The 25,735-nt window shown below is 69.6% G+C and carries 24 protein-coding genes; 11 read left to right on the top strand and 13 right to left on the bottom strand.

Translation table 11 applies throughout. The features are described 5' to 3' along the window. The first annotated feature begins 24 nt into the window (after positions 1-24). Positions 25-837: an IclR family transcriptional regulator gene (locus E6C72_RS26965; protein WP_109084414.1), complete on the top strand. Its 813-nt coding sequence runs from the start codon at positions 25-27 to the stop codon at positions 835-837. A 313-nt stretch (positions 838-1,150) separates the two neighbouring features. Here the strand turns inward: E6C72_RS26965 and E6C72_RS26960 are convergent, their stop codons facing one another. Continuing rightward, on the bottom strand, positions 1,151-2,824 hold the full coding sequence (locus E6C72_RS26960; protein ID WP_256379131.1) for a methyl-accepting chemotaxis protein: 1,674 nt from the start codon (positions 2,822-2,824) through the stop codon (positions 1,151-1,153). Between the two features lie 332 nt (positions 2,825-3,156). Between E6C72_RS26960 and E6C72_RS26955 the strand changes: the two genes are divergently transcribed. Beyond that, the gene (locus tag E6C72_RS26955) at positions 3,157-3,816 is read left to right on the top strand and encodes a DedA family protein (RefSeq protein WP_109084412.1); all 660 of its coding nucleotides are present in this window, start codon (positions 3,157-3,159) and stop codon (positions 3,814-3,816) included. A 7-nt stretch (positions 3,817-3,823) separates the two neighbouring features. On the opposite strand, the gene E6C72_RS26950 is transcribed toward E6C72_RS26955, so the two are convergent. Then, complete coding sequence (locus tag E6C72_RS26950) at positions 3,824-4,477, bottom strand: LysE family translocator (RefSeq protein ID WP_109084411.1); 654 nt, start codon at positions 4,475-4,477, stop codon at positions 3,824-3,826. Between the two features lie 242 nt (positions 4,478-4,719). Between E6C72_RS26950 and E6C72_RS26945 the strand changes: the two genes are divergently transcribed. Both E6C72_RS26945 and E6C72_RS26940 read left to right on the top strand, forming a co-directional pair. Further along, positions 4,720-5,709, top strand: a complete 990-nt coding sequence (locus tag E6C72_RS26945; protein ID WP_109084410.1) for a BMP family protein — start codon at positions 4,720-4,722, stop codon at positions 5,707-5,709. Positions 5,710-5,720: 11 nt separating this feature from the next. After that, on the top strand, positions 5,721-7,253 hold the full coding sequence (locus E6C72_RS26940; RefSeq protein WP_109084409.1) for an ABC transporter ATP-binding protein: 1,533 nt from the start codon (positions 5,721-5,723) through the stop codon (positions 7,251-7,253). A gap of 23 nt (positions 7,254-7,276) precedes the next feature. Here E6C72_RS26940 and E6C72_RS26935 read toward each other — a convergent pair whose 3' ends face one another. Next, the gene (locus E6C72_RS26935; protein ID WP_109084408.1) at positions 7,277-7,705 is read right to left on the bottom strand and encodes a VOC family protein; all 429 of its coding nucleotides are present in this window, start codon (positions 7,703-7,705) and stop codon (positions 7,277-7,279) included. A gap of 130 nt (positions 7,706-7,835) precedes the next feature. Here E6C72_RS26935 and E6C72_RS26930 point away from each other — a divergent pair, with 130 nt between their 5' ends. Further along, positions 7,836-8,720, top strand: a complete 885-nt coding sequence (locus E6C72_RS26930) for a LysR substrate-binding domain-containing protein (RefSeq protein ID WP_109084407.1) — start codon at positions 7,836-7,838, stop codon at positions 8,718-8,720. A 6-nt stretch (positions 8,721-8,726) separates the two neighbouring features. Here E6C72_RS26930 and pcp read toward each other — a convergent pair whose 3' ends face one another. The 5 genes from pcp to rpoH form a co-directional block, all read right to left on the bottom strand. Beyond that, positions 8,727-9,374, bottom strand: a complete 648-nt coding sequence (gene pcp / locus E6C72_RS26925; protein ID WP_109084406.1) for a pyroglutamyl-peptidase I — start codon at positions 9,372-9,374, stop codon at positions 8,727-8,729. Between the two features lie 13 nt (positions 9,375-9,387). Beyond that, entirely contained in the window at positions 9,388-10,248 is an 861-nt protein-coding gene (locus E6C72_RS26920; protein WP_109084405.1) for a DUF1989 domain-containing protein, read from the bottom strand. Positions 10,249-10,268: 20 nt separating this feature from the next. After that, on the bottom strand, positions 10,269-11,675 hold the full coding sequence (locus tag E6C72_RS26915) for a tetratricopeptide repeat-containing glycosyltransferase family protein (protein ID WP_109084404.1): 1,407 nt from the start codon (positions 11,673-11,675) through the stop codon (positions 10,269-10,271). Next, positions 11,672-11,875 carry a hypothetical protein gene (locus E6C72_RS26910; protein ID WP_109084403.1) on the bottom strand — a complete coding sequence of 68 codons (204 nt, stop codon included), beginning with the start codon at positions 11,873-11,875 and terminating at the stop codon, positions 11,672-11,674. The genes E6C72_RS26915 and E6C72_RS26910 overlap by 4 nt, the downstream gene beginning before the upstream one ends. Before the next feature lie 135 nt (positions 11,876-12,010). Beyond that, positions 12,011-12,889, bottom strand: a complete 879-nt coding sequence (gene rpoH / locus E6C72_RS26905) for an RNA polymerase sigma factor RpoH (protein WP_109084402.1) — start codon at positions 12,887-12,889, stop codon at positions 12,011-12,013. A 261-nt stretch (positions 12,890-13,150) separates the two neighbouring features. On the opposite strand from rpoH, the gene E6C72_RS26900 reads away from it, so the two are divergent. From E6C72_RS26900 to E6C72_RS26885, 4 genes are all read left to right on the top strand, one after another. After that, entirely contained in the window at positions 13,151-13,915 is a 765-nt protein-coding gene (locus E6C72_RS26900) for an ABC transporter permease subunit (protein WP_109084401.1), read from the top strand. Positions 13,916-13,955: 40 nt separating this feature from the next. Beyond that, a complete protein-coding gene (locus E6C72_RS26895) occupies positions 13,956-14,756 on the top strand; it encodes an ABC transporter permease subunit (RefSeq protein WP_109084400.1) in 801 nt (266 codons plus the stop codon). Continuing rightward, entirely contained in the window at positions 14,753-16,516 is a 1,764-nt protein-coding gene (locus E6C72_RS26890; protein ID WP_109084399.1) for an ABC transporter ATP-binding protein, read from the top strand. Before E6C72_RS26895 ends, E6C72_RS26890 begins: the two co-directional genes overlap by 4 nt. Before the next feature lie 96 nt (positions 16,517-16,612). Beyond that, positions 16,613-17,761: a sensor histidine kinase KdpD gene (locus E6C72_RS26885; protein WP_158280116.1), complete on the top strand. Its 1,149-nt coding sequence runs from the start codon at positions 16,613-16,615 to the stop codon at positions 17,759-17,761. Here the strand turns inward: E6C72_RS26885 and E6C72_RS26880 are convergent. Further along, entirely contained in the window at positions 17,758-19,020 is a 1,263-nt protein-coding gene (locus E6C72_RS26880; RefSeq protein WP_109084397.1) for a winged helix-turn-helix domain-containing protein, read from the bottom strand. The two genes, E6C72_RS26885 and E6C72_RS26880, sit on opposite strands and share 4 nt — an antisense overlap. 133 nt (positions 19,021-19,153) lie before the next feature. Here E6C72_RS26880 and E6C72_RS26875 point away from each other — a divergent pair, with 133 nt between their 5' ends. Next, positions 19,154-20,356, top strand: a complete 1,203-nt coding sequence (locus E6C72_RS26875) for an NnrS family protein (RefSeq protein ID WP_109084396.1) — start codon at positions 19,154-19,156, stop codon at positions 20,354-20,356. Between the two features lie 40 nt (positions 20,357-20,396). Here the strand turns inward: E6C72_RS26875 and E6C72_RS26870 are convergent, their stop codons facing one another. The 4 genes from E6C72_RS26870 to E6C72_RS26855 all read right to left on the bottom strand — a co-directional run bounded on the left by E6C72_RS26870 (position 20,397) and on the right by E6C72_RS26855 (position 25,051). Continuing rightward, positions 20,397-20,771 (bottom strand): response regulator, encoded by a 375-nt coding sequence (locus tag E6C72_RS26870; protein ID WP_109084395.1) that lies wholly within the window; start codon positions 20,769-20,771, stop codon positions 20,397-20,399. 181 nt (positions 20,772-20,952) lie between these two features. Further along, on the bottom strand, positions 20,953-21,345 hold the full coding sequence (locus tag E6C72_RS26865; RefSeq protein WP_109084394.1) for a hypothetical protein: 393 nt from the start codon (positions 21,343-21,345) through the stop codon (positions 20,953-20,955). 125 nt (positions 21,346-21,470) lie between these two features. After that, positions 21,471-24,203 carry a response regulator gene (locus E6C72_RS26860; RefSeq protein ID WP_109084393.1) on the bottom strand — a complete coding sequence of 911 codons (2,733 nt, stop codon included), beginning with the start codon at positions 24,201-24,203 and terminating at the stop codon, positions 21,471-21,473. Beyond that, entirely contained in the window at positions 24,200-25,051 is an 852-nt protein-coding gene (locus E6C72_RS26855; RefSeq protein ID WP_109084392.1) for a phosphate/phosphite/phosphonate ABC transporter substrate-binding protein, read from the bottom strand. The genes E6C72_RS26860 and E6C72_RS26855 overlap by 4 nt, the downstream gene beginning before the upstream one ends. A 376-nt stretch (positions 25,052-25,427) precedes the next feature. Here E6C72_RS26855 and E6C72_RS26850 point away from each other — a divergent pair, with 376 nt between their 5' ends. Continuing rightward, positions 25,428-25,616, top strand: a complete 189-nt coding sequence (locus tag E6C72_RS26850; RefSeq protein WP_109084391.1) for a hypothetical protein — start codon at positions 25,428-25,430, stop codon at positions 25,614-25,616. Positions 25,617-25,735 lie beyond the last annotated feature (119 nt).

The raw sequence follows: 25,735 nt of genomic DNA, 5'->3' as shown, positions 1-25,735 counted from the left end.
TATGTCTTGCGGAAGGAACCGGTCATGCGCAGGCGGGAAGAGGCTCTGGTCGCCGATGATCTGACGGACGACGAGAAGGACCCACGCTTCGTCACCGCGCTCGCCCGCGGGCTGGAACTGCTGCGCGCTTTCAGGCGCAATGAATCGATGCTCGGCAATCTGGAGCTGGCGCAGCGCACCGGCCTGCCCAAGCCGACGGTGTCGCGGCTGACCTACACGCTGGCGAAGCTGGGCTATCTCGCCTACGACCAGAACACAGGCAAATACCGGCTCGGCACCTCGGTGCTGGCGCTGGGATATGCCAGCCTGTCGGGCATGGGCATCCGGCAGGTGGCGCGCCCGCTGATGCAGGAACTGGCCGACCAGACCGGTCTGGCGGTGGCGCTGGGCGGGCGCGACCGGCTGAGCATGATCTATCTGGAATGCTGCAAGGCCACCGGGCCGATCACCCTGTCGCTCGATGTCGGCTCCCACATCAAGCTGTCGACCACCGGCATGGGCCGCGCCTATCTGGCCGCCCTGCCGGAGGCGGAGCGTGCGCCCTTGATGGCGAAGCTGGAGGAGCATGAGGGGGAGCGCTGGCCGGAGATCCGTGACGGCATCCTCCAGGCCATCGAGGATTACCGGATGCGCGGCTATTGCCGCTCCATCGGTGCCTGGAAGTCGGAGGTGCATGCCGTCGGCGTACCCTTCGTGCCGCGCGACGGCTCCCAGGTGTTGGCCTTCAACTGCGGCGGTCCGGCCTTCATGGTCGATCTGAAGAAGCTGGAGGAGGAGTTCGCGCCGCGGCTGGTCGCGATGGTCCGGCGGATCGACGCGACCCTGTTCAATGGCTAAGTGGGGATGACGGGAGCGGGGGGACGGAATCGGTCGAACGACCGCCCCAGTCCGCTTCAATCGGTTTTTCCTAACGGGCTCGCCTGAAAAATCTATTGGACGGATCAAGGATTTGAAGCAATCCTTTGAATTGTTCCAGACAGGCTTCCCGATCCGGGCTGCCCTGTTCGGCCGGCCAGCCATTCGGCGCCAAGGGTGGCCGGTCCCTCGGAAGGGGGAGATCTCGGGGATGCGCGGGCACGTTCAATCCAACGCCCCGCGATCTCCTCCCTTCCGGGGTCTGGCCATTCCGGTTCCGATCTCCGGCCTGTCGTCAGGCCGCCCTGACCCGCGACAGGAAGCCGTTCACCTCGTCGCGCAGGCGCCCCGCCTCCTGAGACAGCAGGGTCGCGGCGGCCAGCACCTCGGTCGATGATGTTCCGGCTTCCTCGGCGGCCTTGCTGACGCCCGCGATGCTGGAGGAAACCTCCTGCGTCCCCTGGGCCGCCTGCTGGACATTGCGGCCGATCTCCCCGGTGGCGGCACTCTGCTCCTCGACCGCGGCGGCGATGCTGTTGGAGATCTCGTTCACCTGGGTGATGGTCCGGCCGATGTTGCGGATCGCGGTCACGGCGCCGCCGGTCTGGGTCTGGATTTCGGCGATCTGGGTGGAGATGTCCTCTGTCGCCTTGGCGGTCTGGTTGGCGAGCTGCTTCACCTCGCTCGCCACCACGGCGAAGCCTTTCCCCGCTTCACCGGCACGGGCCGCCTCGATGGTGGCGTTGAGCGCCAGCAAATTGGTCTGGCTGGCGATGTTCTGGATCAGGCTGACCACGTCGCCGATCCGCTGCGCCGCCACCGCCAGCCCTTCGACCGTGCTGTTGGTGCGGTCGGCCTCGTTCACCGCCTGGCTGGAGATGGTGGCGGAGTCGGCCACCTGCCGGCTGATCTCGCCGATCGAACTGCTGAGCTCCTCGGACGCCGCCGCCACCGTCTGCACGTTGGCCGACGCCTGTTCGGTCGCGGCGGCCACCGCCGTCGACTGGCGCGCCGTCTCCTCGGCGACCGCCGACATGGTCCTTGCGGTGGACTGAAGCTGTGCCGAGGCGCTGGAGACCGCTTCGACGACGGCGCCTATGCTCTTCTCGAATTCGTCCGCCAGTCCGAGCATGGCCTGCTTGCGGTCCGCCGCCGCCCTGGCTTCGGCCTGCTTCGCCTCCTCTTCCATCTCACGGCTGCGGATCAGGTTGGCTTTGAAGACGCGGGCGGTTTCGGCGATCATCCCGACCTCGTCACGGCGGTCGGTTCCGGCGATCTCGACCGTCAGGTTGCCATCGGCAAGCCCGCGCAACGACGAAACGATGGATTTGATCGGCCCGACGATGCCCTTTTGTGAGATCAGCAGGCCGAGCAGAATTCCCACCAGCGTTCCGCCGCCGGCGAGGACGAACATCCGGGTCAGCTTCAGGGCCGCCGTCTGCTCGGCCGCCCTGGCCAGCTCGGTCGACTCCGTCTCGGTGAAATTCAGGAAGGCGGTGATGTCCGTGCGCAGGTTCCTGATATCGGCCCGGCTCGCCTCCACGGCGGCCTTCATCGCGCGCTGCCCATCGGTCAGCGTGGACGAGCCCTGGATCTTGCGGGCCGTATCGAGGGACACCGACAGCTTTTCATAATAGGCGGGAAGCTGCCGTTCGATCTTCCGCAGGATCGCCACCTGCTCCCCTTCGATCGTACCCTGAAGCTGCTTGATGGCGTCCGCGATCGCCTTGCGGCGCTCTTCGATGGAGGCGGATATGGCACCGACCTCGCCCGGATCGATCGCGAGGCTGTATTCGTCCCGGTTGATTTCGGCAAGCAGACGGTTGAGGCGGGAACTGAGACGCACCTCCGTCGTCGCTTCGTCGAGATCCGAAATCGCGGTTCCAAGGGACTGCAATCCAATGGCTCCGAATCCGGCAACCGCCATGCTCACCGCGGAAAGCATGCCGACGATCAGCATGATTTTCATCGAGATCTTAAGACCGCCCAAAGACATCCTTGCCTTACCCTTCCGGTTGATTATTCCATTCACAATCTCGCAAGCTCCGTTCACAATCTTGCGCGGCTTTAGCTAAGTTATTTTTATGTTTCACATAATCTTAAAATTGTTTTACCTGGACTCCTGAAATAAAGCCTACCCCGAAAGTGGTAATACTAGAACTATCGTGGATTTTTGTGGTTGGACGGCTGTCCGGGGTACACGGGCCCGAATGCTCCCGTCTGCGTCTTTGCGTTCGGGAACCCTTCGCACCGGTCGGCCGTTTTCGGAATGCGGCTGGATTCCGGCGGGGGAGACGAGGCTTGGCAGGCGGCTTGACGGACTGGCTGGTGCAGGTGATGCACAACCTCCACTATGCCGGGATTTTCTTTCTGGTGGCACTGGCCCGGGTGTTCCCGCCGCTGCCGGCCGAATCTGTGATTCCGCTGGCGGGGATCGGGGCGGCGACGGGGGAGTTCACGCTGTTCGGGATCGCTGTCGCCGGCGGGCTCGGCTCGCTGGCGGGCCAACTGGTGTGGTTCCTGCCGAGCCGGCTGATGGGGCGCGACCGGCTGGAGGCCTTCCTGAAGAAATACGGCCCCTGGCTGACCATCAACCCGAAGAAGGTGCGGCAGAGCACAGACTGGTTCGCCAAGCGCGGCGGGCTGGCCGTGCTGTTCTCGCAGCCGGTTCCGGGGGTGCGGACGCTGATCTCCATCCCGGCCGGCGCCTGCCGGATGTCGATCCTGAACTATTCGCTGGCGTCGGGCATCGGGTCGGTGCTGTGGACGCTGCTGCTGGCCTGGACCGGCTACATGCTGTCGACCTGGCCCTTCGCCCACCGGCTGGTCGGCTATTTCACCATCGGACTGCTGGTGGTGCTCGTCGGCCTCTATCTGTGGCGGCTGGCCAGACATCTGCATCTGCTGCGCAGGGGGCCCACCGCCGAAGCGCCGACGGTCACCCCGCCGGCCGGCTGCTGAACGGTGTTCAGGCCGTCGCCATCCCGACGATGCCGGTGGCGGCCATGCCCAGCGCCCACAGGCCGAACAGGCCCAGCGCCACGCCGGTGCAGTGGTTCAGCATGGTCAGGCCGCGGTCGGAGATGCGGTGGCGCACGGCGGCCACCCCCATCGCCAGCGTCATCCACCACAGCGACGATCCGATGAAGACGCCCAGCACCAGGGTCGACGCCTCCAGCCGGTCCAGCGTGCCGCCCAGCCCGAAACCGGCGAAGATGGCAATGAAGGCCATGATGGTCGCCGGGTTGGTCAGGGTCAGCGACAGGCCGGTCATGAAGCCGGCGAGCCAGGATTTGGTGTCGGGCGCCGCAGCGGCCTCGCGCTCCTCCGTTTCGGGATGCTGGCGGAAGGTGCGGATCGCCACCACCAGCAGGAAGATGCCACCGACCAGCTGGAAGGCGATCTCGTGCCCGCGCAGGAAGCTGAGCGCCGCCGACACGCCGAAGGCGGCGATGGCGCCGTAGAAGGTGTCGGCCACCGCGGCGCCGAAGCCGGTGAAGAAGCCCATCAGCGGGCCGTGCTGAAGGGTGCGGCGGATGCACAGCAGACCGATCGGTCCGACGGGTGCGGCGATGGCGAATCCAAGAACGATTCCCTGCAAGAGCACCCAGACTTGGTCCACCGAGCGTCGCCCCCAAGATTTCTGTGGCCGGATTTCTATGGCCGGCCATCCGGCTTGCCGTACCGGTTCGTCGTGCCCGTTGGCCGCAACAACCATCGGCGGGGGTGATAAACGCCCCCGTCTCCGTCGTCAACCGGGGGCGATCCGATTCGCTCCACTGTTTCGTTCGCTTTCCCTGTTGTGTGAAATCATGGCGCGGTTATCCTTTGGGTCAAGTTTTCGCAGTCGGGAGTGGGTGGGACATGAAGACGCGTATTCTTGCAGCCATGCTGGCGATGACCGCGGCCGGAGCCACCGGCGGCGCGCCGGCCCTGGCCGACGAGTTCTCGCCGGCCGTGGTGTTCGACCAGGGCGGCAAGTTCGACAAGTCGTTCAACGAGGCCGCCTACAACGGCGCCGAGCGGTTCAAGAAGGAAACCGGCACCGCCTACCGCGAGTTCGAGATCACCAACGAGGGCCAGCGCGAGCAGGCCATGCGCACGCTGGTGCGCCGCGGCGCCTCGGTCATCGTCGCCGTTGGCTTCTCGCAGACCGCGGCGGTGGAGAAGGTGGCGAAGGAATCGCCCAACACCAAGTTCTGCCTGATCGATGACAAGCTGGCCGCCCCCAACGTCCAGTCGGTGACCTTCAAGGAGGAGGAAGGCTCCTTCCTGGTCGGCATGGCAGCCGCCCTGGCGTCGAAGTCCGGCAAGGTCGGCTTCATCGGCGGCATGGACATCCCGCTGATCCGCAACTTCCTGACCGGCTACGAGCAGGGCGTGAAGCATGTCGCGGCCGCCGACGAGGTGTTCGTCAACATGACCGGCACGACTCCGGCGGCCTGGAACGATCCCGGCCGCGGGGCGGAGCTGGCCAAGAGCCAGTTCGGCCGCGGCGCCGACGTGGTCTTCGCCGCGGCGGGCGCCACCGGTCTCGGCGTGCTGCAGGCGGCGGCCGATGCCGGCAAGCTGTCGATCGGCGTCGACAGCAACCAGAACCATGTCCATCCCGGCAAGGTGCTGACCTCGATGGTCAAGCGGGTCGACGTCGTCGTCTATGACTGCATGAAGTCGGCGAAGGACGGCAGCTGGAAGGCCGGCCACCGCGTCGTCGGGCTGAAGGAGGACGGCGTCGGCTACGCGCTGGACGACAACAACCGCAAGCTGATCACGCCCGAAATCGAAGCGAAGCTGGAAGAGGCGAAGAAGCAGATCATCGCGGGCTCGCTGGCGGTCAAGCCGTACCAGCCCTGAGCGGACCCTTCATGACGCAGGAAAGCGCGCCGATCGCCCTGGAGACGGTGGCGATCAACAAGTGGTTCGGCGCCAACCATGCCAACCGCGACGTGTCGCTGTCGGTGCCGGCCGGAACGATCCACGGGGTGATCGGCGAGAACGGCGCCGGCAAGTCGACGATCATGAGCATCGTCTATGGCTATCTGCGCGCCGACAGCGGGGAAATCCGGGTGAACGGCAATCCTGCCGCCATCCGGACGCCGCGCGACGCGCTGGCCGCCGGCATCGGCATGGTCCACCAGCACTTCATGCTGGTCGATCCCTTCAGCGTGCTGGAGAATGTGCTGCTGGGGGCGGAAGGCGGCGTCACCCTGGCCGGCGGCCTGGCCCGCGCCCGGGGCGAGCTGACCCGGCTGGCCCGCGATTACGGGCTGGAGGTCGATCTCGACAGCCCGGTCGGAGACCTACCGGTCGGCGCCCAGCAGCGGGTGGAGATCCTGAAGGCGCTCTACCGTGGCGCCGACATCCTGATCCTCGACGAGCCCACCGGGGTGCTGACCCCGCAGGAGGCCGACCATCTGTTCCGCATCCTGCGGGCGCTGCGCCAGCAGGGCAAGACGGTCGTCATCATCACCCACAAGCTCCGCGAGATCATGGAGCTGACCGACAATGTCACGGTGATGCGGCGCGGGCAGGTGGTCGCCAACGTCGCCACCCGCGACACCAGCAGGGAACAATTGGCCGAGCTGATGGTCGGCCGCAAGGTTCTGCTGCGCGTCGACAAGACGCCGGCCAAGCCGGGCGCCGAGGTCTTGCGGGTCGAGGGCCTGCGGGTGCGCGATCCCTCCGGTGTGGAGCGGGTGAAGGGGGTCGGGCTGTCGGTGCGGGCCGGCGAGATCGTCGGCATCGCCGGCGTGTCCGGCAACGGCCAGTCCGAGCTGCTGGAGGCGCTGGCCGGCATGCGCCCCGTCGCCGGCGGATCCGTCCGCCTGCGCGGGGAGGAATTGGCCGGGCACCCCGGCCGCTTCAACGCCCGCGCGCTGCGTGGTCTGGGCGTCGGGCATGTGCCGGAGGACCGGCAGAAGGTCGGTCTCGTCACCAGCTTCTCGGCGGAGGAATGCTCGATCCTCGGTTTCCAGGACGATCCGGCCTGGAACGGCCGGGTTCTGCTCGACCGCGACGCGGTGGCGGCCAGCTGCGCCCGCCGGATGGAGGAGTATGACACCCGCCCGCGCGACGGCTCGCTGGCGGCGGCCAATTTCTCCGGCGGCAACCAGCAGAAGATCGTGCTGGCCCGCGAGATCGAGCGGAACCCCGACCTGCTGCTGGTCGGCCAGCCGACCCGCGGCGTCGACATCGGCGCCATCGAGTTCATCCACCGCCGGCTGGTGGCCTTGCGCGACCAGGGCAAGGCGATCCTGCTGGTCTCGGTCGAGCTGGACGAGATCCGCGCCCTGTCCGACCGCATCGTCGTGATGTTCGACGGCCACATCGTCGGCGAGGTGATGCCGGATCAGGCGGACGAGAAGACGCTGGGGCTGATGATGGCGGGCTGTGGGTGAGGGGGGCATAGCCCCCCGCCTCCTCACTTCGCGAACAGCTGCGACATGTCGGCGAAGGCCTTGAACTCCAGCGCGTTGCCGGCGGGGTCGAGGAAAAACATGGTGGATTGTTCGCCGACCTGCCCCTTGAAGCGGGTGTAGGGCTCGATCACGAACTTGATCCCGGCGGCCTTCAGCTTTTCGGCCAGCGCGTCCCAATCGGCGGGTTGCAGCACGACGCCGAAATGCGGGACCGGCACGTCGTGGCCGTCAACCGGATTGTGGTGGGCCGGGGCGGCATTCGGGTCGCGCGGCTTCAGATGGGCGACGATCTGGTGGCCGAACAGGTCGAAATCGATCCATTCGTCGCTGCTGCGCCCCTCCGGGCAACCCAGGACGGTGCCGTAGAAATGGCGGGCGGCGGCCAGATCGTCGACCGGGAAGGCGATGTGGAAGGGCGTCAGCGTCGTCATCGGAGGGGTGGCCTTTCTCGACCGGTTGGCAATGGGCTGTTGGTGTCCCCAGCAGAGCGTATCGCTGCACACTTGACAAACGAGTTCTCGGGCGGAGATTTATGAGTTCAACTCATGATTCGGATTGCCCATGCCCGACCGCGTCCTGCCGTCGCTCAATGCCGTCCGCAGCTTCGTCGCCGTGGCCCGCCATCTCAGCTTCACCCGGGCGGCGGACGAGCTGTCGGTGACCCAGGGCGCGGTCAGCCGGATGATGCAGACACTCCAGGCCGATCTGGGGGTCGAGCTGATCCGCCGCGTCGGCCGGGGGATCGAGCTGACGCCGACCGGAGCGGCTTTCTATGGCGAGGCGTCGGCGGCGCTCGACCGCATCGCGGCGGCGGCGCGGGCCGCCCGCGCGCAGGAGGGCGGGGTGCTGCGGGTCAGCGCGCTGCCGACCCTGACGCAGCGCTGGCTGATCCCGCGGCTGAAGCGCTTCCAGGCGGACAATCCCGACATCCAGGTCGAGGTCAGCATCGGCGAGCACCGCGTCGATTTCGCCAAGGAGCGCATCGACGTCGCCATCCGTTACGGCGTCGATGAGTGGCCGGGGGCGGAGACGGCGACGCTGATGCCGGAGACGATGGGCGTCTTCTGCGCGCCCTCTCTGCTGGAGCAGGGACCACCGCTGCGTCATCCCGTCGATCTGGCGCGGCACCGGCTGTTGCGGCACACCACCCGACCCGATTCCTGGCGCGTCTATCTCGCCGCCTTCGGTCTGCCCCTGCCCGAGTCGGCGCTGTCGCTGGCCTTCGAGCATTTCTTCATGATCGCCGAGGCGGCGTCGGCCGGCATGGGGGTGGCTCTGCTGCCGGTCTTCCTGGCCGCGGAGGACGTGGCGTCGGGCAGGCTGGTCCAGCCGATGCCCGAGACGCTGCGCCCGCGCGGCCGTTACCTGATCGCCCACGCGCCGGGCGCCGAGCGGGCCCGTCGGGTTCGCCGTTTCAAGGAATGGCTGCTGGCCGAGGCGGGGTAGGGCCCGCTACTCCAGCGTCCCGGCCACCTCATGACGGTCCTCGGCGGTCGCCAGCAGGGTGTCCACGGCGATGCGCAGGCCGGCGACCACCTGATCGACCGCCATCGATGGCATGCCGGGGTGACGGACCGCCTGTTCGGGCGCGAGCGGGATGTGCAGGAAGCCGACACGCATCGCCGGTCGCCGCATCGCCCGCAGATGGCAGGCACCGTAGAACAGGTGGTTGCAGACGAAGCTGCCGGCGCTGTGCGACAGGCCGGCGGGAATGCCGGCGTCACGCAACGCGACGGCGATCGCCTTCACCGGCAGGCTGGCGAAATATGCGGCCGGGCCACCGGCCACCACCGGCGCGTCGACCGGCCGGTTGCCGGCATTGTCGGGGATGCGGGCGTCGTCGAGGTTGACGGCCACCCGCTCCAGAGACAGCTCCGCCCGGCTCTGCGCCTGCCCGACGGCCAGCAGATCCACCGGCTCGGTTTCCGCCACCGCCTGCTCCAGCGCGCCGAGCGCAGCACCGAACACGCAGGGCATCAGCCTTGCCACGACGCGGTGGCTGCGGCACTCCCAGCCGTCCAGCTGCCGCACCGCCTCCCAGGAGGGGTTGACAGGCTCGCCGCCGAACGGCTCGAAGCCGGTGAGCAGGATGGTCGGCATCGGATCCCCGCCCTCAGGCCGGATCCGTCCGCTCCCAGGACGGGGTCGGCAGCGTCATGCCGTGGTTGCCGCGATAGGCCGCGACCTCCGGCGACGACCAGCCCGCCAGCAGTGCCGGGTCCAGCCGGTAGACCTCGACGCCCAGGGGGCGGCAGACCTCCAGCGGGTCACGGGCGTCCGGACCCCACAAGGGCACGCTGAGGTCGCCGCCGGGGCAGGTCGACAGGGCGCAGAGCAGGTCGATCTCGGCGAAGAACTCCAGGAAATCGCCCTGCTTGGCCGGGCAGGCCTTCATGAAATACTTGTCCTCGGCGTTCAGCCCGGTGACCTGGAAGACGTTCAGCACGTCATGCACGTCGAACTCGGTCAGGCCATAGGGGGCGACGGCGCGGGTCAGGTTGGAATGGCAGTGGTGGTGGAAATCCTCCCCGGTCAGCATGCGGTTGACGTAGGGATCGCAACGGGTGCCCAGCAGGTCATGGACCCGGCCGCCATACTCGTCGATGCCGTAATCGGCCAGCGTGTCGTGCGTGATCGTCGCCAGCGGTCGCAGATAGGGCAGGGTCGACCACAGGCGGTCGTACGTGCTGACATGCGCCTGCTGGAGCTGCCGCGTGCGCGAGGCCCAGAAGCGTTCGCGCGGGTTGTGGCGGTTCCAGATGTTGAGGTCGGCGACCTGGGGGCCCTCGATGGTGACGATGCGGAAGACATGGCCGGCCGGCACGGTCCAGGCGCGGCCGGAGCGGATCGGCACGACGAAGCTGTCCACCAGTTCCCGCCCCTCGGTCTGCGACCCGATGCGTCCGTAAAAGGCGCGGTCGACATCGAGCGCCGACCCTTTGCTGGCCTGATAGGCGGCGGGATAGCTGGGCATCGCTGACTCCTTGAGGCTATTCAATCCATTAAAGCCGTACCGCGATCATGGCGAGGGAGCCGCACCTGGCGCAACAGCTCTTCGCGCACCCGCGCCACCACCGGCGCCCAATCGCCGGGGCGTTGCTGGCGGAACAGGCGCAGCGTCGGATACCAGGGGCTGTCGTCGCGGTCGAGCAGCCAGCGCCAGCAGCCGCTGAAGCGCGACAGCACCCAGACCGGCACGCCCAGGGCGCCGGCAAGATGGACGACGGCGGTGTCCACCCCGATCACGAGGTCGAGCTGCCGGACGATGGCCGCGGTGTCGGCAAAATCGGTGACCTCCGCCATCGGGTCGAAGAGCGCCGCACCGTCCAGCTGTGCCGCCGCCGGCCCCTTTTGCAGGCTGACCCAGGACACGCCCGGCACCGTCAGCAGCGGCGCGAGTTGGGCGAGGGCGAGGCTGCGGCGGGCATCGGTGCGGCTGGCGGCGGCATGGCCCAGCCGCGGATCGCCGGCCCAGACCAGCCCGACCCGCAAGCCCGCCGTATCCGGCAGCGCCCCGGACCAGCGTTGGACGGCGTCCGGCGGCGGTATGAGATAGGGCTGTGCGGGGACATGGTCAGGCAGCATCGCCAGCCGCTGCATCAGCGACAGCAGCGGCACCCAGAGATCATAGGAGCCCGCATCGGGCAGAGCGGCCGTGACCGCGTCGACGCCCGCCATCCCGGTCAGCAGCCGGACCAGCGGTGCCCGGCACTGCACGATGACGCGACCGGCGCCGCGCGCCTTGACCAGCGGAATCAGGCGGATGAATTGCAGGGTGTCGCCGAAGCCCTGCTCCTCCACCACCAGCAGGGTCTTGCCGGCGATGTCCTGGCCGGCCCATTCCGTGTTGGCGCAGGCGGGCCGGGTCAGCGCCAGTTCCCGAGCCTGCCAGCGCGCCTCGTATGCCTGCCAGCCCTCCGCGAACAGCCCGTGCTGGAGCAGCGCCTCCGCCAGATTGTAGCGCACGCTGGGCAGCGCCGGGGCGAGCGTCGCCGCACGGCGCAGCAGGGTCAGGGCGCCGTCATGGTCGCCGCAATCCTGCCGGGCATGGGCCATCGCCAGATATGGGGTGTAGAGGCCGGGAGACAGCGCGATGGCCCGGCGGCAGGAGTCGAGCGCCGCCAGCGGGTGGTCGGCCTCCTGAAGCATCGCGCCGATGTTGGCATAGGCCTCCGCCATGTCCGGACAGCGGACCAGCGCCTCGATGCAGGAGGCCACCGCCTCGTCCGCCCGGCCCAGCCGGCGCAGGGCGGCACCGCGGTTGGCGTAGGCCTGCGCCGCCTGGACCGGCGGCAGCCGCGGGTCGGCCAGCAGCCGGTCATAGATCGCCACCGCCTGCGCCCACTGTCCGCTTCGGTGCAGGCGCAGCGCCGTCGCGACGGCGGCGTCCACCGTGCTCATCGGCGAAGAACGCCGAGAGTGCTCAGGATGTTGGGCGGAATGTTGCCATGATCGGCGATCATATTGGCGTCGTCGGCCGAGATGCCGAGATGGATCAGGCGGTTGATGACCTGCCAGCGGCTGATCCTGTTGCTTTCATACAGGGTCAGCGCGTCCTTGATGACCTCGATCGCCGAGGTTCGGGAAATGTGTTTCGACATGGGCCGCCTCCATGAGGGCCGGCGGAGACCGCCGGCGCTGATGGAGGGGTTACACGGCCCAGCCCGCTGAAACCGGCGGGGTTTTTTGCGTGAGCGCCGTTCTCTGTCGGGTCGCCCGGATCAGGCCGCCACAGATCAGGCGGCAGCGGCGGCCAGGACGCGGGTCTGGCGGGCGACCTTCTCGAAGGCCTTTTCCTCGATCTGGCGGATGCGCTCGCGGCTGACGCCGTAGCGGACCGACAGGTCTTCCAGGGTCAGCGGGCTGTCCGACAGGCGGCGGCTGGTCAGGATGTCGCGCTCGCGGTCGTTCAGCACGCCCATCGCCTCGTGCAGCAGGGCGCTGCGCTGGCGGGCTTCGCCGCGTTCGACCAGCGACTCCTCCACCGACGGGCGGTCGTCGGCCAGGAGATCCTGCCATTCGCCCGAATCTCCGTCGGCGCTCATCGGCGCGTTCAGCGAGGCCACCGGCGCCGACAGCCGGCGGTTCATGGCGACGACGTCCTCCTCCGGCACCGACAGGTCGGTGGCGATGCGGGTGACGCTGTCGGGCTGCAGGTCGCCGCTGCCGTATTCGCCCAGCTTCCGCTTCAGGCGGCCCAGGCTGAAGAACAGCTTCTTCTGCGCGGCGGTGGTGCCGATCTTCACGAGGCTCCAGGAGCGCAGGATGTAATCCTGGATCGAGGCCTTGATCCACCACATCGCGTAGGTGGACAGGCGGAAGCCGCGTTCGGGTTCGAATTTCTTGACGGCGGTCATCAGGCCGAGATTGCCCTCGGCGACCAGATCGGAGAGCGGCAGGCCGTAGCCGCGATAGCCGCCGGCGATCTTGACCACGAGACGGAGGTGGCTGGTGACCAGCCGGTGCGCCGCATTGACATCGCCATGCTCGGTCCAGGCCTTGGCCAGCATGTATTCGTCCTCGGCCGTCAGGACCGGGTAACGGTGCGTGTCGTTGATGTAGCGGGACAGGGATTCGCCGGAATCGGGCGAACGGAGGGCGATGGCGGTGCTCATGTCACATCCTCGTGCAAAGCGATATGACGGGTGCAGGACCCCCAGACGGCAGGCCCAGGCCTCTCCGGCGGAGCAGGCAGGCATATAGTACAAAATCGGTGCTGAAAGTCAAGCACGGGGGTCGGGTATAGGGGCCGGCCATCCCGGCCGGGCGAGCGGCACCACTGACAGACGCTAATTCTGTTGCCCGGCGGGGGTGGGGGCGCTTACGGTCGCATGTCGTACCATATATGACCTGCCCACACCGGTTCCCCTGCCCAGATGCCGCGTCCCGTGATCCGCCGCCTGATCGATGCCGTGCCGACCGCCGTCCTGCCGATGGCGGCGGGGGTGGGGCTGTCGGCTCTGACGGCGCCGCAGCCGGACGCCGCCATGGCGCTGCTGCGGGGGCTGGTGGTGACGCTTCTGCTGACCCTGCCGTCGCTGGCGGTCGGCACCGCGCTGGGCACGCTCGCCGGGTCCTGGGCGGCGGTGGCGCCGCGGTCGGCCGGCGGACTGGTCGGCCGGCTGCTGGCAGGGGCGGGGCCGCTGCTGCCGGGTTTCCTGCTGGCCGGGGTCGCGGCCCTTGCGGTGCGGGCGGGAGCGTCGGCGGCGCCGCTGGGCTGGACCGCGCTGTCGATCCCCGCCGCCTGTCAGGCAGCCCGGCTGGCGCGTCCGGCGATGGGGCGCGCCTTGGGTCCGGGACCCGAAGGCGGTGCGGTGCGGATGGCCCGCGGGCTGGGGCTGGACGAGCGCACCGTGCTGCGCCACCACGCCCTGCCGCAGGCGGTCGCTCCGGTGATGGGAGGCCTGCGCGCCGCCGTGCTGGCGGCGATGGTTGGGTCGGTGGCACTGGAAAGCCTGCTGGATTTGCCGGGGGCGGGCGCGCTCATGATCGATGCCGTCCGTGCCGGATCGGCCGCCGGGGCGGTGCCGGTCCTGGTCGCGCTGGGCGGGCTGACCGCCCTCCTGAACGCGCTGGGGCTTGGGGTGCGCGACTGGATCGACCCGGCCAACCACAGCTCCACGCCCTATGACGGGACGTGACCGCCGCCAACCGCCGCGCCAATCGCCGCCAAGGATCCTGATGGCCGAGTACGACCAAACGCCGCTGTCCCATCCGCTTCCGCCGGAGCCGCCACGTGCCGGCTTCGCCCGTGGATTGTCGGGTGCCGCCGTGCTCGCCGCCCTGGTGCTCGCCTGCGCCGCTGCGCCGCTGATGGCCGATGGCAGCGCGGTGCACCGGCTGGACGCCGACCCGGTCGCGGCTGCCCTGCTCGATGGGCGGGGCAGCCTGTCCTTCGCGCTGCTGGCCGCGGTGCTGGGCGGGGCACTCGGAATCGGCTGGGCGCTGCTGGCCGGACTGCTCGGCACTCTGGTCGGCAGCCGGGTGGAGCGGCGGACCATTGCCGCCGCCCATCGGATGGCGGGCTGGCCGCTCGCCCTGCTGGTTCCGCTCGCCGGCGGGCTGACGGGTCCGGTCTGGCCGCTGGCGCTGGTCACCGCGCTGACCGCCGCCCCCGCGGTCGCCGCCCTCGCCCATGCCGAGCTGTCCGCGCTGATGCGGGCGGAGTTCCTGACCGCTGCCCGCGCCGCCGGCCTGCCGGAGGGTGAGGTGATCCGTCGGCACCTGATTCCGAATCTGACGCGGCCGTTGCTGGCCGCCGGAGTTCTGGCGCTGCCCCGTGTGCTGGCGGCGGAGAGTTTCGCCAGTCTGCTCGGCCTCGGTCTGCCGCCGGGACTGGGCAGCTGGGGCGCGTCGGTCGGGCTGGCGGCACGGCTGGGCGACCCGGTGGCCTTCGCTCCGCCGGCCCTGCTGCTGGCGCTCGCCCTCTGGGCGGCCTGCGCCATCGCCGACGGCATTCAGGCCGGACATCGCAAATCATGAACCATATTTCCGCCCATGCCATTTCCGCCCATGCCATTTCCGCCCATGCCATTTCCGCCCATGCCGCTTCCAAGCCCGCGCCGGTGGAAGCCGAGGCGCTGACCCTGATGCTGGGCGACCGCGTGCTGCTCGACCGCGCCAATCTGCGGGTGGAGCGCGGGCAGGTGCTGGCCGTCACCGGCGGGGCCGGCAGCGGCAAGACCGCCCTGCTGGGCGCGCTCACGGGCCAATTGCCGGCCGGCGTCGATATGGCGGGTGACGCCTGCGTCGAGGGGCATCTGCTGATCGCCCAGGGCGGCCGGCTGGCGCCGCGCCGGCCGCTGGCCTTGCAGGTGGCGGAGGTGGTCGGCCACCATCTGGGGGTGGATCTGCGGTCGGCGCTGCGCCGCATGGCCGACGGGCTTGACCGCATGGGCGTGCCCGCCGCCGCCCGCCGCTTCGACCTGCCGCCCGAACAGCTGCCGGAGTCGCTGCGCTGGGCCTGCCTGTTCGCCATGGCGGTGGCGGTGGGGCCGGCGGTGCTGCTGGCCGATGCGCCGGCCGCCGGGCTTGACCCGACGGTGCGGCTGCGGCTTCTCCACCGGCTGGCCGGCTGGGCGCGGGCCGATGGGGTGGCGCTGGTCCTCGCCGGCCGGCCGGAGGATGGGCTGGCCGGGGTGGCCGATCAGGTGCTGACCCTGCGCCGGAGCCGCCTGCTGCCGCCCAATCCGACGCGAACCGGGCCGCTGACCCCGCTGGAGCCGCCGGGCACCGCCCGCCTGCATGCGCGCGGCGTCGGCATGTCCTATCCGCTGGCCGCCGGTCCCGGGGGGAAGCCACGGTCGCTGGCGGTCCTGCACGGCATCGACCTGGATGTGCGGACGGGCGAGACCCTGGCCCTGCTGGGCGAGACCGGCAGCGCCAAGGCGACGCTCGCCCGCTCGCTGCTGTGCCTGCCGCCGCCGACGGCGGGGGCGGTGGTGTGGATGGGCCGCGACCTGACGGCGACCGCGGCGCCGACGGCCATCGGGAATGCCGGGGGTGACTCCAGGACCGAGGATCCCGATCGCGGCGGCCTGCGCCGTGCCCGGCGCGACCTGCAGCCGCTGTTCCCCGACCCGGCCGCCTCCTTCGACCCGGCGATGACGGTCGGCGACCAGTTCGGCCTCGTGCTGGAAAGCCTGCGTCCGGACATCGCCGCCGACCGCCGCGACCACCGCATCGACGAGGCGCTGGAGGAGGCCGGCCTGCGTCCCGAGGCGGCGCTCCGCTGGCCTTCGGCGCTGAGCGTCGCGGAGGCGGCCCATGCCGGCCTCGCCCGCGCCATCCTGTCAGAGCCGCGCGTGCTGATCGCCGACGAACCGGCCGCCAGCCTGTCGGCGGAGGAGCGCGACACCTTCCTCGACACGTTGATGACGGTGCGCGACCGCCGCCGCCTGACGCTGGTCCTGGCGACCGAGCGCTATGACGAGGGCCTGCGCGATGCCCATCGCGGCATCGTCATGCTGGCCGGCCGGGTGGTGGAGAGCGCCGACGCCGGGACGCTGCGCACGGCGCCGCTGCACCCCTACAGCCGGGCGATGCTGGCCGCGTCCCGCGGCGAGAGTCCGGCGCTGGACGGCGATGCGCCGTCGGCTTTCGCCCAGCCGGCCGGCTGCCCGCTGCGCCGCCGCTGCCCGCTGGCGCGCGAGTTCTGCGCCCAGGCGATCCCGGCGCTTGAGGAGGTGGCGCCCGGCCATCATGTGGCCTGCCACTACTGGGACACGCCGGCGGAGGAGTGAGCGGGGCCCGCTCAACGGTTGGCTGTTTTCATGCCATCGTGTTATCTTTCCGGGACGCATGCTTCCGCATTCTGAATGCCTGCCAGCGGGGAGCCGATGCCGTCCCTGTCCGCCACCATGCCCGATCTGCCGGAACTGGCGTTGCTGGCCGGCCTTTCCACCCCGCTGTGGCTGGCGCGGGCGGAGGATGGCGTCGTCGTCTGGCTGAACGGAGCCGCCCGCGCGCTGCTGGACCCGGATGCGGAGGGCGGCCTGCGGATCGCAGGGGTTGGACGGGGTCCGGCGGATGCGATCGGGCGTACCGTGACCATCCGGGCAGCCGGGGGGACGTCGATCACCCCGACCGTCCGCATCGGGCCGGTGGCCGGGCATGATCTGCTGCTGGTGGAGGCGCCGGCCGACAGTGCCGCGCGGCGGGAAACGGCGCGGCTGAACGAACAGCGGCTTGCCCTGTCGGGCGACGGCGACGGCATGCTGCACGCCGACATCGCCGACCTGAAGGCCCAGGCGCTGGAGCTGGCCGCCGTCAACCGCCGCAAGTCCGACTATGTCCATCACCTGAGCCACGAACTGCGCACACCGCTGACCGCCGTCATCGGTTTCGCCGAGATCCTGCGCGACCGGCTGCTGGGGCCGCCGGACAGCCCGCGCTATGGCGAGGCGGCGGCCCAGATCGTCGCGGCGGGCGACTACATGCTGGAGCTGATCAACAACCTGCTCGACCTCGCCCGCATCGAGGCGGGAGGGCTGGAGCTGCATGAGGAGGATTGCCTGCCCGCCCTGATCGTCGAAGCCACCCTGTCGATGATGGCGGCACGGGCCGGGCGGTCCGGCGTGACCCTGACCGCCCGGCTGCCCGACGATCTGCCGGCGCTGTGGGCCGACCCGTCGCTGGTCCGGCAGATGCTGACCAACCTCGTCGGCAATGCCCTGAAATTCACCGCAGCCGGTGGACACGTGATGGTGTCGGCGGAGCGCGACGGCGAGGGCGGTCTGGCGCTGGTGGTCGCCGACGACGGCTGCGGCATGCCGCCCGACCGCATCCCGCAGGCGTTGACCGCCTTCGCACAGTTGCACGACCCTGCCCGTGATCCGATGACGGCGGCAGAGCACGGCTCCGGCCTCGGCCTGCCGCTGACCGCCGCGCTGGTGGAACTGCATGGCGGCGGCATCGCCATCGACAGCGCACCGGGACGCGGGACGACGGTGCGGCTGCGCTTTCCGCCGGAGCGGGTGGTGGGTTAGACGCCATCCAACCGCAAGGCCCCGGCCAATGCCGGCGCCAGATCGCCGGCACCGGCCACCGTCACCCGCTCCAGCCCCAGCCATCCCGCCAGCCGGCGCAATTCCACCGCCAGGGGCGGGGCGACGGCATCGACGCTGGCATGCGGCTCGGCATGGGCAGCCTGGACCAGCAGGGTGGCGGCCTTGCGGTCGGATTTCAGGTCGACGCGGGCGGCGATGCGCTCGTCCATCAGGAAGGGCAGGACGTAATAGCCATGCTCGCGCTTGTGGGCCGGGGTGTAGATCTCCAGCCGGATGCGGGCGCCGAACAGACGTTCGGTGCGTTGCCGCTCCCAGATCAGCGAATCGAAAGGGGAGAGCAGGGCACGCGCCGGGGCCTTGCGGGGAATGCGCAGGTCGGGGGTGACGTAGGCGGTGCGGTCCCAGCCCTCCACCGTCACCGGCAGAAGCTCCCCCGCTTCCACCAGTTCGGCGATGCGCAGGCGGGCGTCGGCGAGGTCCAGCCGGTGATAGTCGCGCAGGTCGCGCTCGGTCGCCACGCCATGGGCGCGGGCGGCGATGCGCAGCAGGGCACGCTGGGCCTCCGCCTCCTCAGGAGTCGGCGCGTCGAGGATGGCGGCGGGCAGCACCCGCTCCGGCAAATCATAAAGGCGCTCGAAACCGCGGCGGCCGGCGGTGGTGACGAGGCCGGCCCAGAACAGATGCTCCAGCGCCCGCTTGCCGTCGCTCCATCCCCACCAGCCGCCGGCCCCGCGCCCGGCCTCGCTGAGTTCCGACGCGCCCATCGGGCCCCGCGCCGCCACCTCCGCCAGCACCGCGTCGATGTAGGGGCGGCGTTCGGCTGCGAAGCGCGCCAGTTCGCCATAGGTGCCCTCGCCCCGCTCGGCCCGCGCCATGCGCCAGCGGAACAGCGGCTGCTGCTCCACCGGGATCAGCGAGGCCTCGTGGCCCCAATACTCGAACAGCGCCCGCCGCTTGCCGCCATAGGCCAGCCGGTCGAGCAGCGCCGCCTCGTACGGCCCCAGCCGCGAGAAGAGCGGCAGGTAATGGGATCGCACCAGCACATTGACCGAATCGATCTGCACCAGCCCCAGCCGCCCGATCAGGCGCCGGGCATGGCGGGCCTCCACGGGGTCGGCGTCGGGCGTGGCCCCAGCGGCAACGTTTGGGGCGCCATTTGGGGCGCTGTTGGGGAAGCCTTGCGCGGCGATGGCGACGCGGCGCGCCTCGCGCAGGGACAGGCTGTCGGGACGGGGCATGGACCTGACGGGAAATTGGCGGGGACGCCAGCTTGAGAATGCGTTTGATTTTCGTCAAGGCGGCGTGGGGGCACCGGGCGCAGGCTGACGGTCAATCCTGCACTGCAGCACCCGTCTTGCGGAGTTCCTGTCCATGTCCTCCCCCAGTCTTGCCGGCCGCGACGACGGCCCCGCCATCCCGATCCTGTTCCAATATGGCTTCCGCTTCTTCTTCCTGTTCAGCGGCGTCGCCGCCGTCGGGCTGCTCGCCGCCTGGCTGGGCGTGCTGGTGACCGGCGAATGGCCGGAGCATGCGGTCGGCGCCAGTGCGTGGCATGCGCATGAGATGCTGTTCGGCATGGTCATCGCCGCCGTCGCCGGCTTCCTGCTGACCGCGGTGCCGAGCTGGACCGGGACCAAGGCGGTGGCCGGCGCCCCGCTGATGGCGCTCGCTGCCCTTTGGATCGCCGGCCGCGTCGCCGTCTTTCCGTGGACCGGCATGCCGGAACCGGTGGCGGCGGTGATCGACGTCGCCTTCCTGCCTGGGTTGGGCATCGCACTCGCCCGGCCGCTGGTGGCGGCGGGCAAATGGCGGAACAGCGCCTTTCTGATTCTGATCGGGCTGATGACCGCCGCCAACCTGCTGATCCATCTGGACTGGCTCGACCTGCTGGAGGGCGGGACGGATGCCGGCTTCGCGCTCGGGCTCGGCGTCGTGCTGATGATGGTGACGGTGATCGGCGGGCGCATCCTGCCGGCCTTCACGCGCAACGGGCTGGGCAAGGCGGGGTTGGGCGTGCGGTCCTGGCCGATGGTCGAGCGGCCGACGCTGGTCCTGACGCTGGCGCTGATCCCGGCGACGATGGTGGCGCCGGAGTCGATCGTCACCGGGCTGATCGCGCTCGCCGCCGCTGTCGCCCATACGGTGCGGCTGGCCGGCTGGCAGGGCTGGAAGGCCTGGCGCTCGCCGATCCTGTGGATCCTGCATGTCGGCTATCTGTGGGTGCCGGTGGCGTTGAGCCTGCGCGGGCTGCATGCCCTGGCCGGGCTGCCGGCGGCGGCGGGAACCCATGCGCTGACGGTCGGCGCCTTCGCCACGCTGATCCTGGCGGTGATGAGCCGCGCCTCGCTCGGCCACACCGGGCGGCCACTGGTGGTGTCGCGGCTGACGGTCGCCGCCTATGTGCTGCTGACGGTCGCGGCGGCCGGCCGCACCGCCTCGCCGCTGCTGCCGGTGGAGTGGGTGTGGTCGGCGCTGCAATGGTCGGGCTATGCCTGGGTCGCGGCCTTCGCCCTCTATCTGACCGCCTACGCCCCGGTCCTGCTATCACCGCGGGCGGATGGGCGGCCGGGCTGAACAGGGCATGGGGAGCAATGGGGAGTTGTCGGGCGGGGCCTTACGCCCCGCCGCGGAAATAGCGGTCGATGGCATCGGTCATCTCGACCTCGCGGAAGGGCTTGGTCAGGACCGGGCGGTTCTGGTGGTTCTGCGGCAGCCCGGCGGCGCCATGGCCGGTGGTGAAGACGAAGGGGATGCCCCTGGCGCTCAGCGCATCGGCGACGCTGTCGACACGCTCGCCACGCAGGGTGACGTCCAGCAGGGCGGCGTCGATGCCGCCCTTGGCGATCAGGTCCAGCGCCTCCGCCACCGTGCCGGCGGGGCCGACGACGCCGACATTCTGGACTTCCAGCGAATCCTCGATGGCCATGGCCACCAGCGGTTCGTCTTCGACGAGCAGGATGCGCAAGGGTTTGGATCGGTCGGCTTCCATGGGCAGGCGGCTCGCTGCTGGTAAAAGCTGTGGTCGGCGCTCAAATGGGGGTCGTAAACCCATCCGGCAACCGGCGTGAGCTTTTCCGTTCAGCCGTCCGCTTGTCCACCCGGACCTTGGTCATCGCCCCCAGACCGTTGGTCATCGCCCATTGGGCCATTCGCAAGCTCTGGCTGGACTATCACCCCAGATCATCAAGTGCCTGTTGGATGGAGGGGTAGAGCGCCTCGACCAGGGACCCGTCAGGCCGCACCGGCGAGGGCAGGATGTCGGCCCCTTCCAGCGCGCGGGACAGCGGCAGGCCGCCGACCTCGACGAAGCCGCCGCGCTCGCCATACTGGCCGACGATCCAGTCCCTGACCGCCGGATCACCGTCCAGCGCGTTGTTGTGCGAGATCAGCGCATGGGTGCCGTCCTCGGACCGGCGGTACCAGGCGTGGCAGCCGTCGCCCAAATCCATCGGCGCGAATCCGGCAGCAGCCATGGCCTGACGCACCGCCGGGCGCACGCGGTCAGTCCTCGCTCCGGACCGTGTGCCGGTCCGTTGGTCGAGATCGTCTGCAAGGTCGGTCATAGTGCCTCTCAGGTCGTTGTCCTGAAGGAACAACGCGTCAGGGAAGCCTTTGTGCCGTACCGACCTGCCCGAATGTGGAAGCCGGGACTGCCTATTGGTGCCTGCCGGCCAGCCGGGCTATCCGTTCAGACGTTGATCGGCGTTCGGGTGGCGAGGGCGGCGATGGAGCGCTCGAGCAGGTCGTAGAGCCGCTTGTCCTGCTCCAGAACCGCGGCGGCGGGGGCGTGTTCCAGCTCTTTCGCCAGCCGGCCGAGGGCGACGGCGCCGAGATTCAGCGAGGTGCCCTTCAGCGTGTGGGCGGTGCGGTTGTGCGGCTCCCCGGCGCGGGCCTGGGCGATCAGGCTGTCGATGGTCTTGCGGCCATTGTCGGTGAAGCCGGCGATGGAGGCGTTCCAGTCGTCGGCCGTCAGCACCTCCAGCAGCAGCGAGACCTGCTCCTCATCCAGAAGGTCGGCGTCCGGGATATCGGTCATGTCAGCCTCCGGAGACTTGGATTCGGGAGCGGTCGGCTGGGGAGCCGGCATGCCGCCATTGTCGCCGCCGCCCAGCACCGACGCCATTTCGGCGAAGAGCAGGGCGGGGCGCAAGGGCTTGGTGACGAAACCATTCATTCCCGCCGACAGGCATTCCGGCCGCGAACTGCCCGAGGCATGGGCGGTCAGCGCCAGGATGGGGACGCTGCCCTTGGTTCCCGGCAGTTCGCGCACGCGGCGGGTGGCGGTCAGCCCGTCCATTCCCGGCATCTGGATGTCCATCAGCACGAGGTCGAAGGACTGGTCGCGCACCATGCGCACGGCCTCGCCGCCGCTGGCGGCCAGCGCCACGCTGTGGCCGGCCCGTTCCAGAATGCCGCGGACGATGTCGCGGTTCACCTCGATGTCGTCGACCGCCAGCACCCGCAGGGGCGGCAAGGCGGCGATGCGCGCGGCCTCGCCCAGGCTGGTGCCGTGGCCACCATCGATGCGGCGCAGGGCCGACGGGTCGCCGGGACGGGCGACGATGGTGAAGCGGAAGACGCTGCCGCGGCCGGGGGCGGTGTCGACCGCGATGCTGCCGCCCATCAGCAGGCAGAGGTCGCGGCAGATCGCCAGCCCAAGCCCGGTGCCGCCATAGCGCCGGGTGATGGAGCTGTCGGCCTGGGTGAAGCGGTCGAACAGGGTCGGCACCGAGTCGGGCGCGATGCCGATGCCGGTGTCCTCCACCTCGAATTCCAGCAGGAAGGAGTCGGGATGGCCGTAGGAGACGAACTCGGCAGGGTCACGGTCCAGCCGGCGCACCCGCAAGGCGATGTGGCCCTCTTCGGTAAATTTCACCGCGTTGCCGACCAGATTGAACAGGATCTGGCGCAGCCGGGCCGGGTCGGTGACGATCACCTCCGGCACCGACGGCATCAGCCGGGCCGACAGGTCCAGCCCCTTGTCGGTGGCATTCGGACGCAGGACATCAAGCACGCCGTCGATCAGCTGGGGCAGGGCGCAGTCCGCCTCCTCCAGATCGATCCGGCGGGCCTCCAGCTTGGACAGATCCAGGATATCGTCCAGCAGCCGCAGCAGCGTCTCGGCCGACCGCCGGGCGATGTCGGCCAGCCGCTTCTCCGCCGACGGAAGGGAGGCGTCGGCCAGCAGGGTCAGGTTGCCCAGCACGCCGTTCATCGGCGTGCGCAGCTCGTGGCTGACCGTCGCCAGGAATTCGGTCTTCGACCGGCTGGCCGCCTCCGCCTTCTCCTTGGCCTGGATCAGCTGCTCGGCGGCGCGCCGCGGCTCGGTCACGTCGATGCACAGCCACAGCTTGCCGATGGCGGATCCCGCGGCATTCCGCACCGGCACATTGTGCCAGCTGACGATCCGTCCGTCGGTCAGCGTCATCTCCCGCCGTTCGTCGCCATCCACCGCCGACAGCAGCGTATGGTCGGTGTCGCGCGGGGCATTGCCGGCATTGGCCAGCGTCTCGTCCAGCCTTTGGCCGACCGGCGCCCCGGCGATCGCGAACAGGCCGGAGAAGGCGGGGTTGGCATAGGCGATGCGGCCGTCGCCGCCGACGAACAGCACGCCGAAATCCATCGCCGACAAGAGCGCCGACAGGCGGGCGCGCTCCTGCTCCACGTCGCGGGCGAGCGCCTCCTGCTCGTCGAGCGCCACGGTCAGCTGGTCGACGCGCTCCTTGATGGCGTGGGACATGGTGTTGAAGGCGGCGCCAAGCCGGCCGATGTCGTCGTCGCCCTCCGCCAGTTCCGGCGGGCTGTAGTCGCCGGCCGCCACCCGTTCGCTGGCCCGCGCCAATGCCGCCAGATGACGGGTCAGCCACAGGCCGAGCAGGGTGAGCAGTCCGGCCGACAGCAGGATCTCCGACAGGGCGATGGCGATGCCCTGGGTCAGCAGGTCGCGACGCGCCTGGACGATGTGGGACAGATCCAGGCCGAACTGCACGGTGCCCAGCTTCTGTCCGGCCAGGGACACCGGCACCATCACGTCATAACGGGCGACGCCGTCCTTCGCGCCCAGCGTCAGGGCCGGGTCGGGGGCGGGCAGCGCACGGTCCTGCGGCCAGCCGCTGGTCGCCACCAGCTTGCCCTTGCTGTCGCTGACGGCGAGATAGAGCACACCGCCGGTGGAGCGGCTTTCGTCCAGCACCGCCTGAAGGGTCGCATAGTCGCGCTGGGCCAGCGGCGCCACCAGGGCGGCGTTCAGCACCGGCGCCACCTGCTCCGCATGCAGCTGGGCCTGTTCGGCGAGGCTGCCATAGAGCAGGCGCACGCTGTTGGCGACCAGCAGGGTCAGCATGATCGCCTCGACCGCCATGGCGGCGGTCAGCATGCGGCCACGCAGCGTCTTCCAGGGCGCCAGACGGGACAGGATCATTTCCCGGCCTTCAGAACGCTCCGGACCTCGTCGGCGAGTGGCTCCATCGCCTCCAGCTCCGCGTCGGTGACCGGGCGGTAACCGCCCAACTGGTTGGCGTCGAAATAGGTCCTGCCCTCCGCCGTCTCGCCGAAGGCGAACAGGGCCTTGCGCAGCGGTTCGGCCAGGGCCGCCTGCTTGCCGTTCAGCATATAGACGCGGCCGGCCATCGGCTGGCTTTCGGCGATGGTGGACAGCTGGGCCTGCACCTCCGGCGCCAGCTTGGCACGGTTGGCCAGCGACATGAAGCCGGCCGACGCGTCGCCCGCCAGGATCAGCTGCGCTACGCTGTCGGCGGCGCTGACGTAACGGAGCTGGATGTTCGCCAGCTTCTGGTCGGCCAGCCAGTGCTGGCCCCACAAGGTCACCAGCGACGACGGACTGAGTCCCAGCACCGTGGTGCCGGCCAGCGACTGCACCGTCTGGTGCGGGCCCTTGGCAGCGGTAACCAGAACGGCGCGGAAATCCGACTTGTAGGTCAGCAGTGGCAGATAGCCGGCGTCCTTGCGCAGCAGTTCGGCCTGATGGCCGGTGGTGACCGCGATGTCGTATTCCTGGTCGACCGCCCGGCGGGCGAAGGCGGTGAAGTCGGGGGCCGTCATGATTTCCACCGGGCGGCCCAGCGCCGCCTCCACCGCGCGGCGGACGGGTTGATACTGTTCGATGATGACGCGGGCACTGGTGTGCGGGGCGATGCCGATGCGGAACGCCTGCTCGTCCGCCAGGGCCGGGGACGGCGCGCTGGCCGCAAGGCCGCACAGGATGGCCGAACAGAAGGCGGTGAGGCCGGCGAACAGTCGCTTGGTCATGACTTTTGGATCCCCACGCGATGCAGGTGTGACATGCCGGCGCGCAAACGGACAGCATTCGTGACGGCGACGGCCAAGCCCCGGGTCTGGATGGAAATGGTCTAGATCGAAAGATATAACATTCGATAAATACCGCAGATAGGGGCAAGAGCGCGCAGGCGGGTCTTTCCCGCGCATGTCACGGATGAACTCCCGCGGCTTGCGGCGCCTGGGGAACTTCGACCATCACAGCCCGCATCATTCTGCCTGCGGCACGCAACTTTCAGCCGGCGACCGGACAGGATTCAGCGCAGGTCCAAGAAAGATCACGCTTTGGTTGTGGGGCCGTCGGCTATGTGTCGGGGCATCCCCACAGCCGCACAAAAGGACCCCTGCCGTGCCGGAACGAGCTCTCGACCCGCATTCCGCCATCTGCCGCGCCATCCGTCTGCTGCGCGACCATAGCCGCGGTTGCGACAGCGTCGAGACCCGGCGCCTGCTGATCCGCACCGAACGCTGGATGATCTGGATGCTCCGCCGCCAAGAGGGCGAGGATCTGCCGGTGCCGGCTGAACTGGCGGGGTGAGAAGCGCCGGTCGCGATTCAGCTTGGTGGGTTTGCCGTTCCGGCACCCTTTAAAAACACATAATCTGTATTATGGAAATATTTTCCGCCGTTTCACCGTAAAGTAACAAGCGCCGCCCG

The organism is Azospirillum sp. TSH100 (assembly GCF_004923295.1).
Classification (GTDB): domain Bacteria; phylum Pseudomonadota; class Alphaproteobacteria; order Azospirillales; family Azospirillaceae; genus Azospirillum.
The sequence above is the reverse complement of the archived record's forward strand: the minus strand, read 5'-3'. Positions and strand labels throughout refer to the sequence as shown.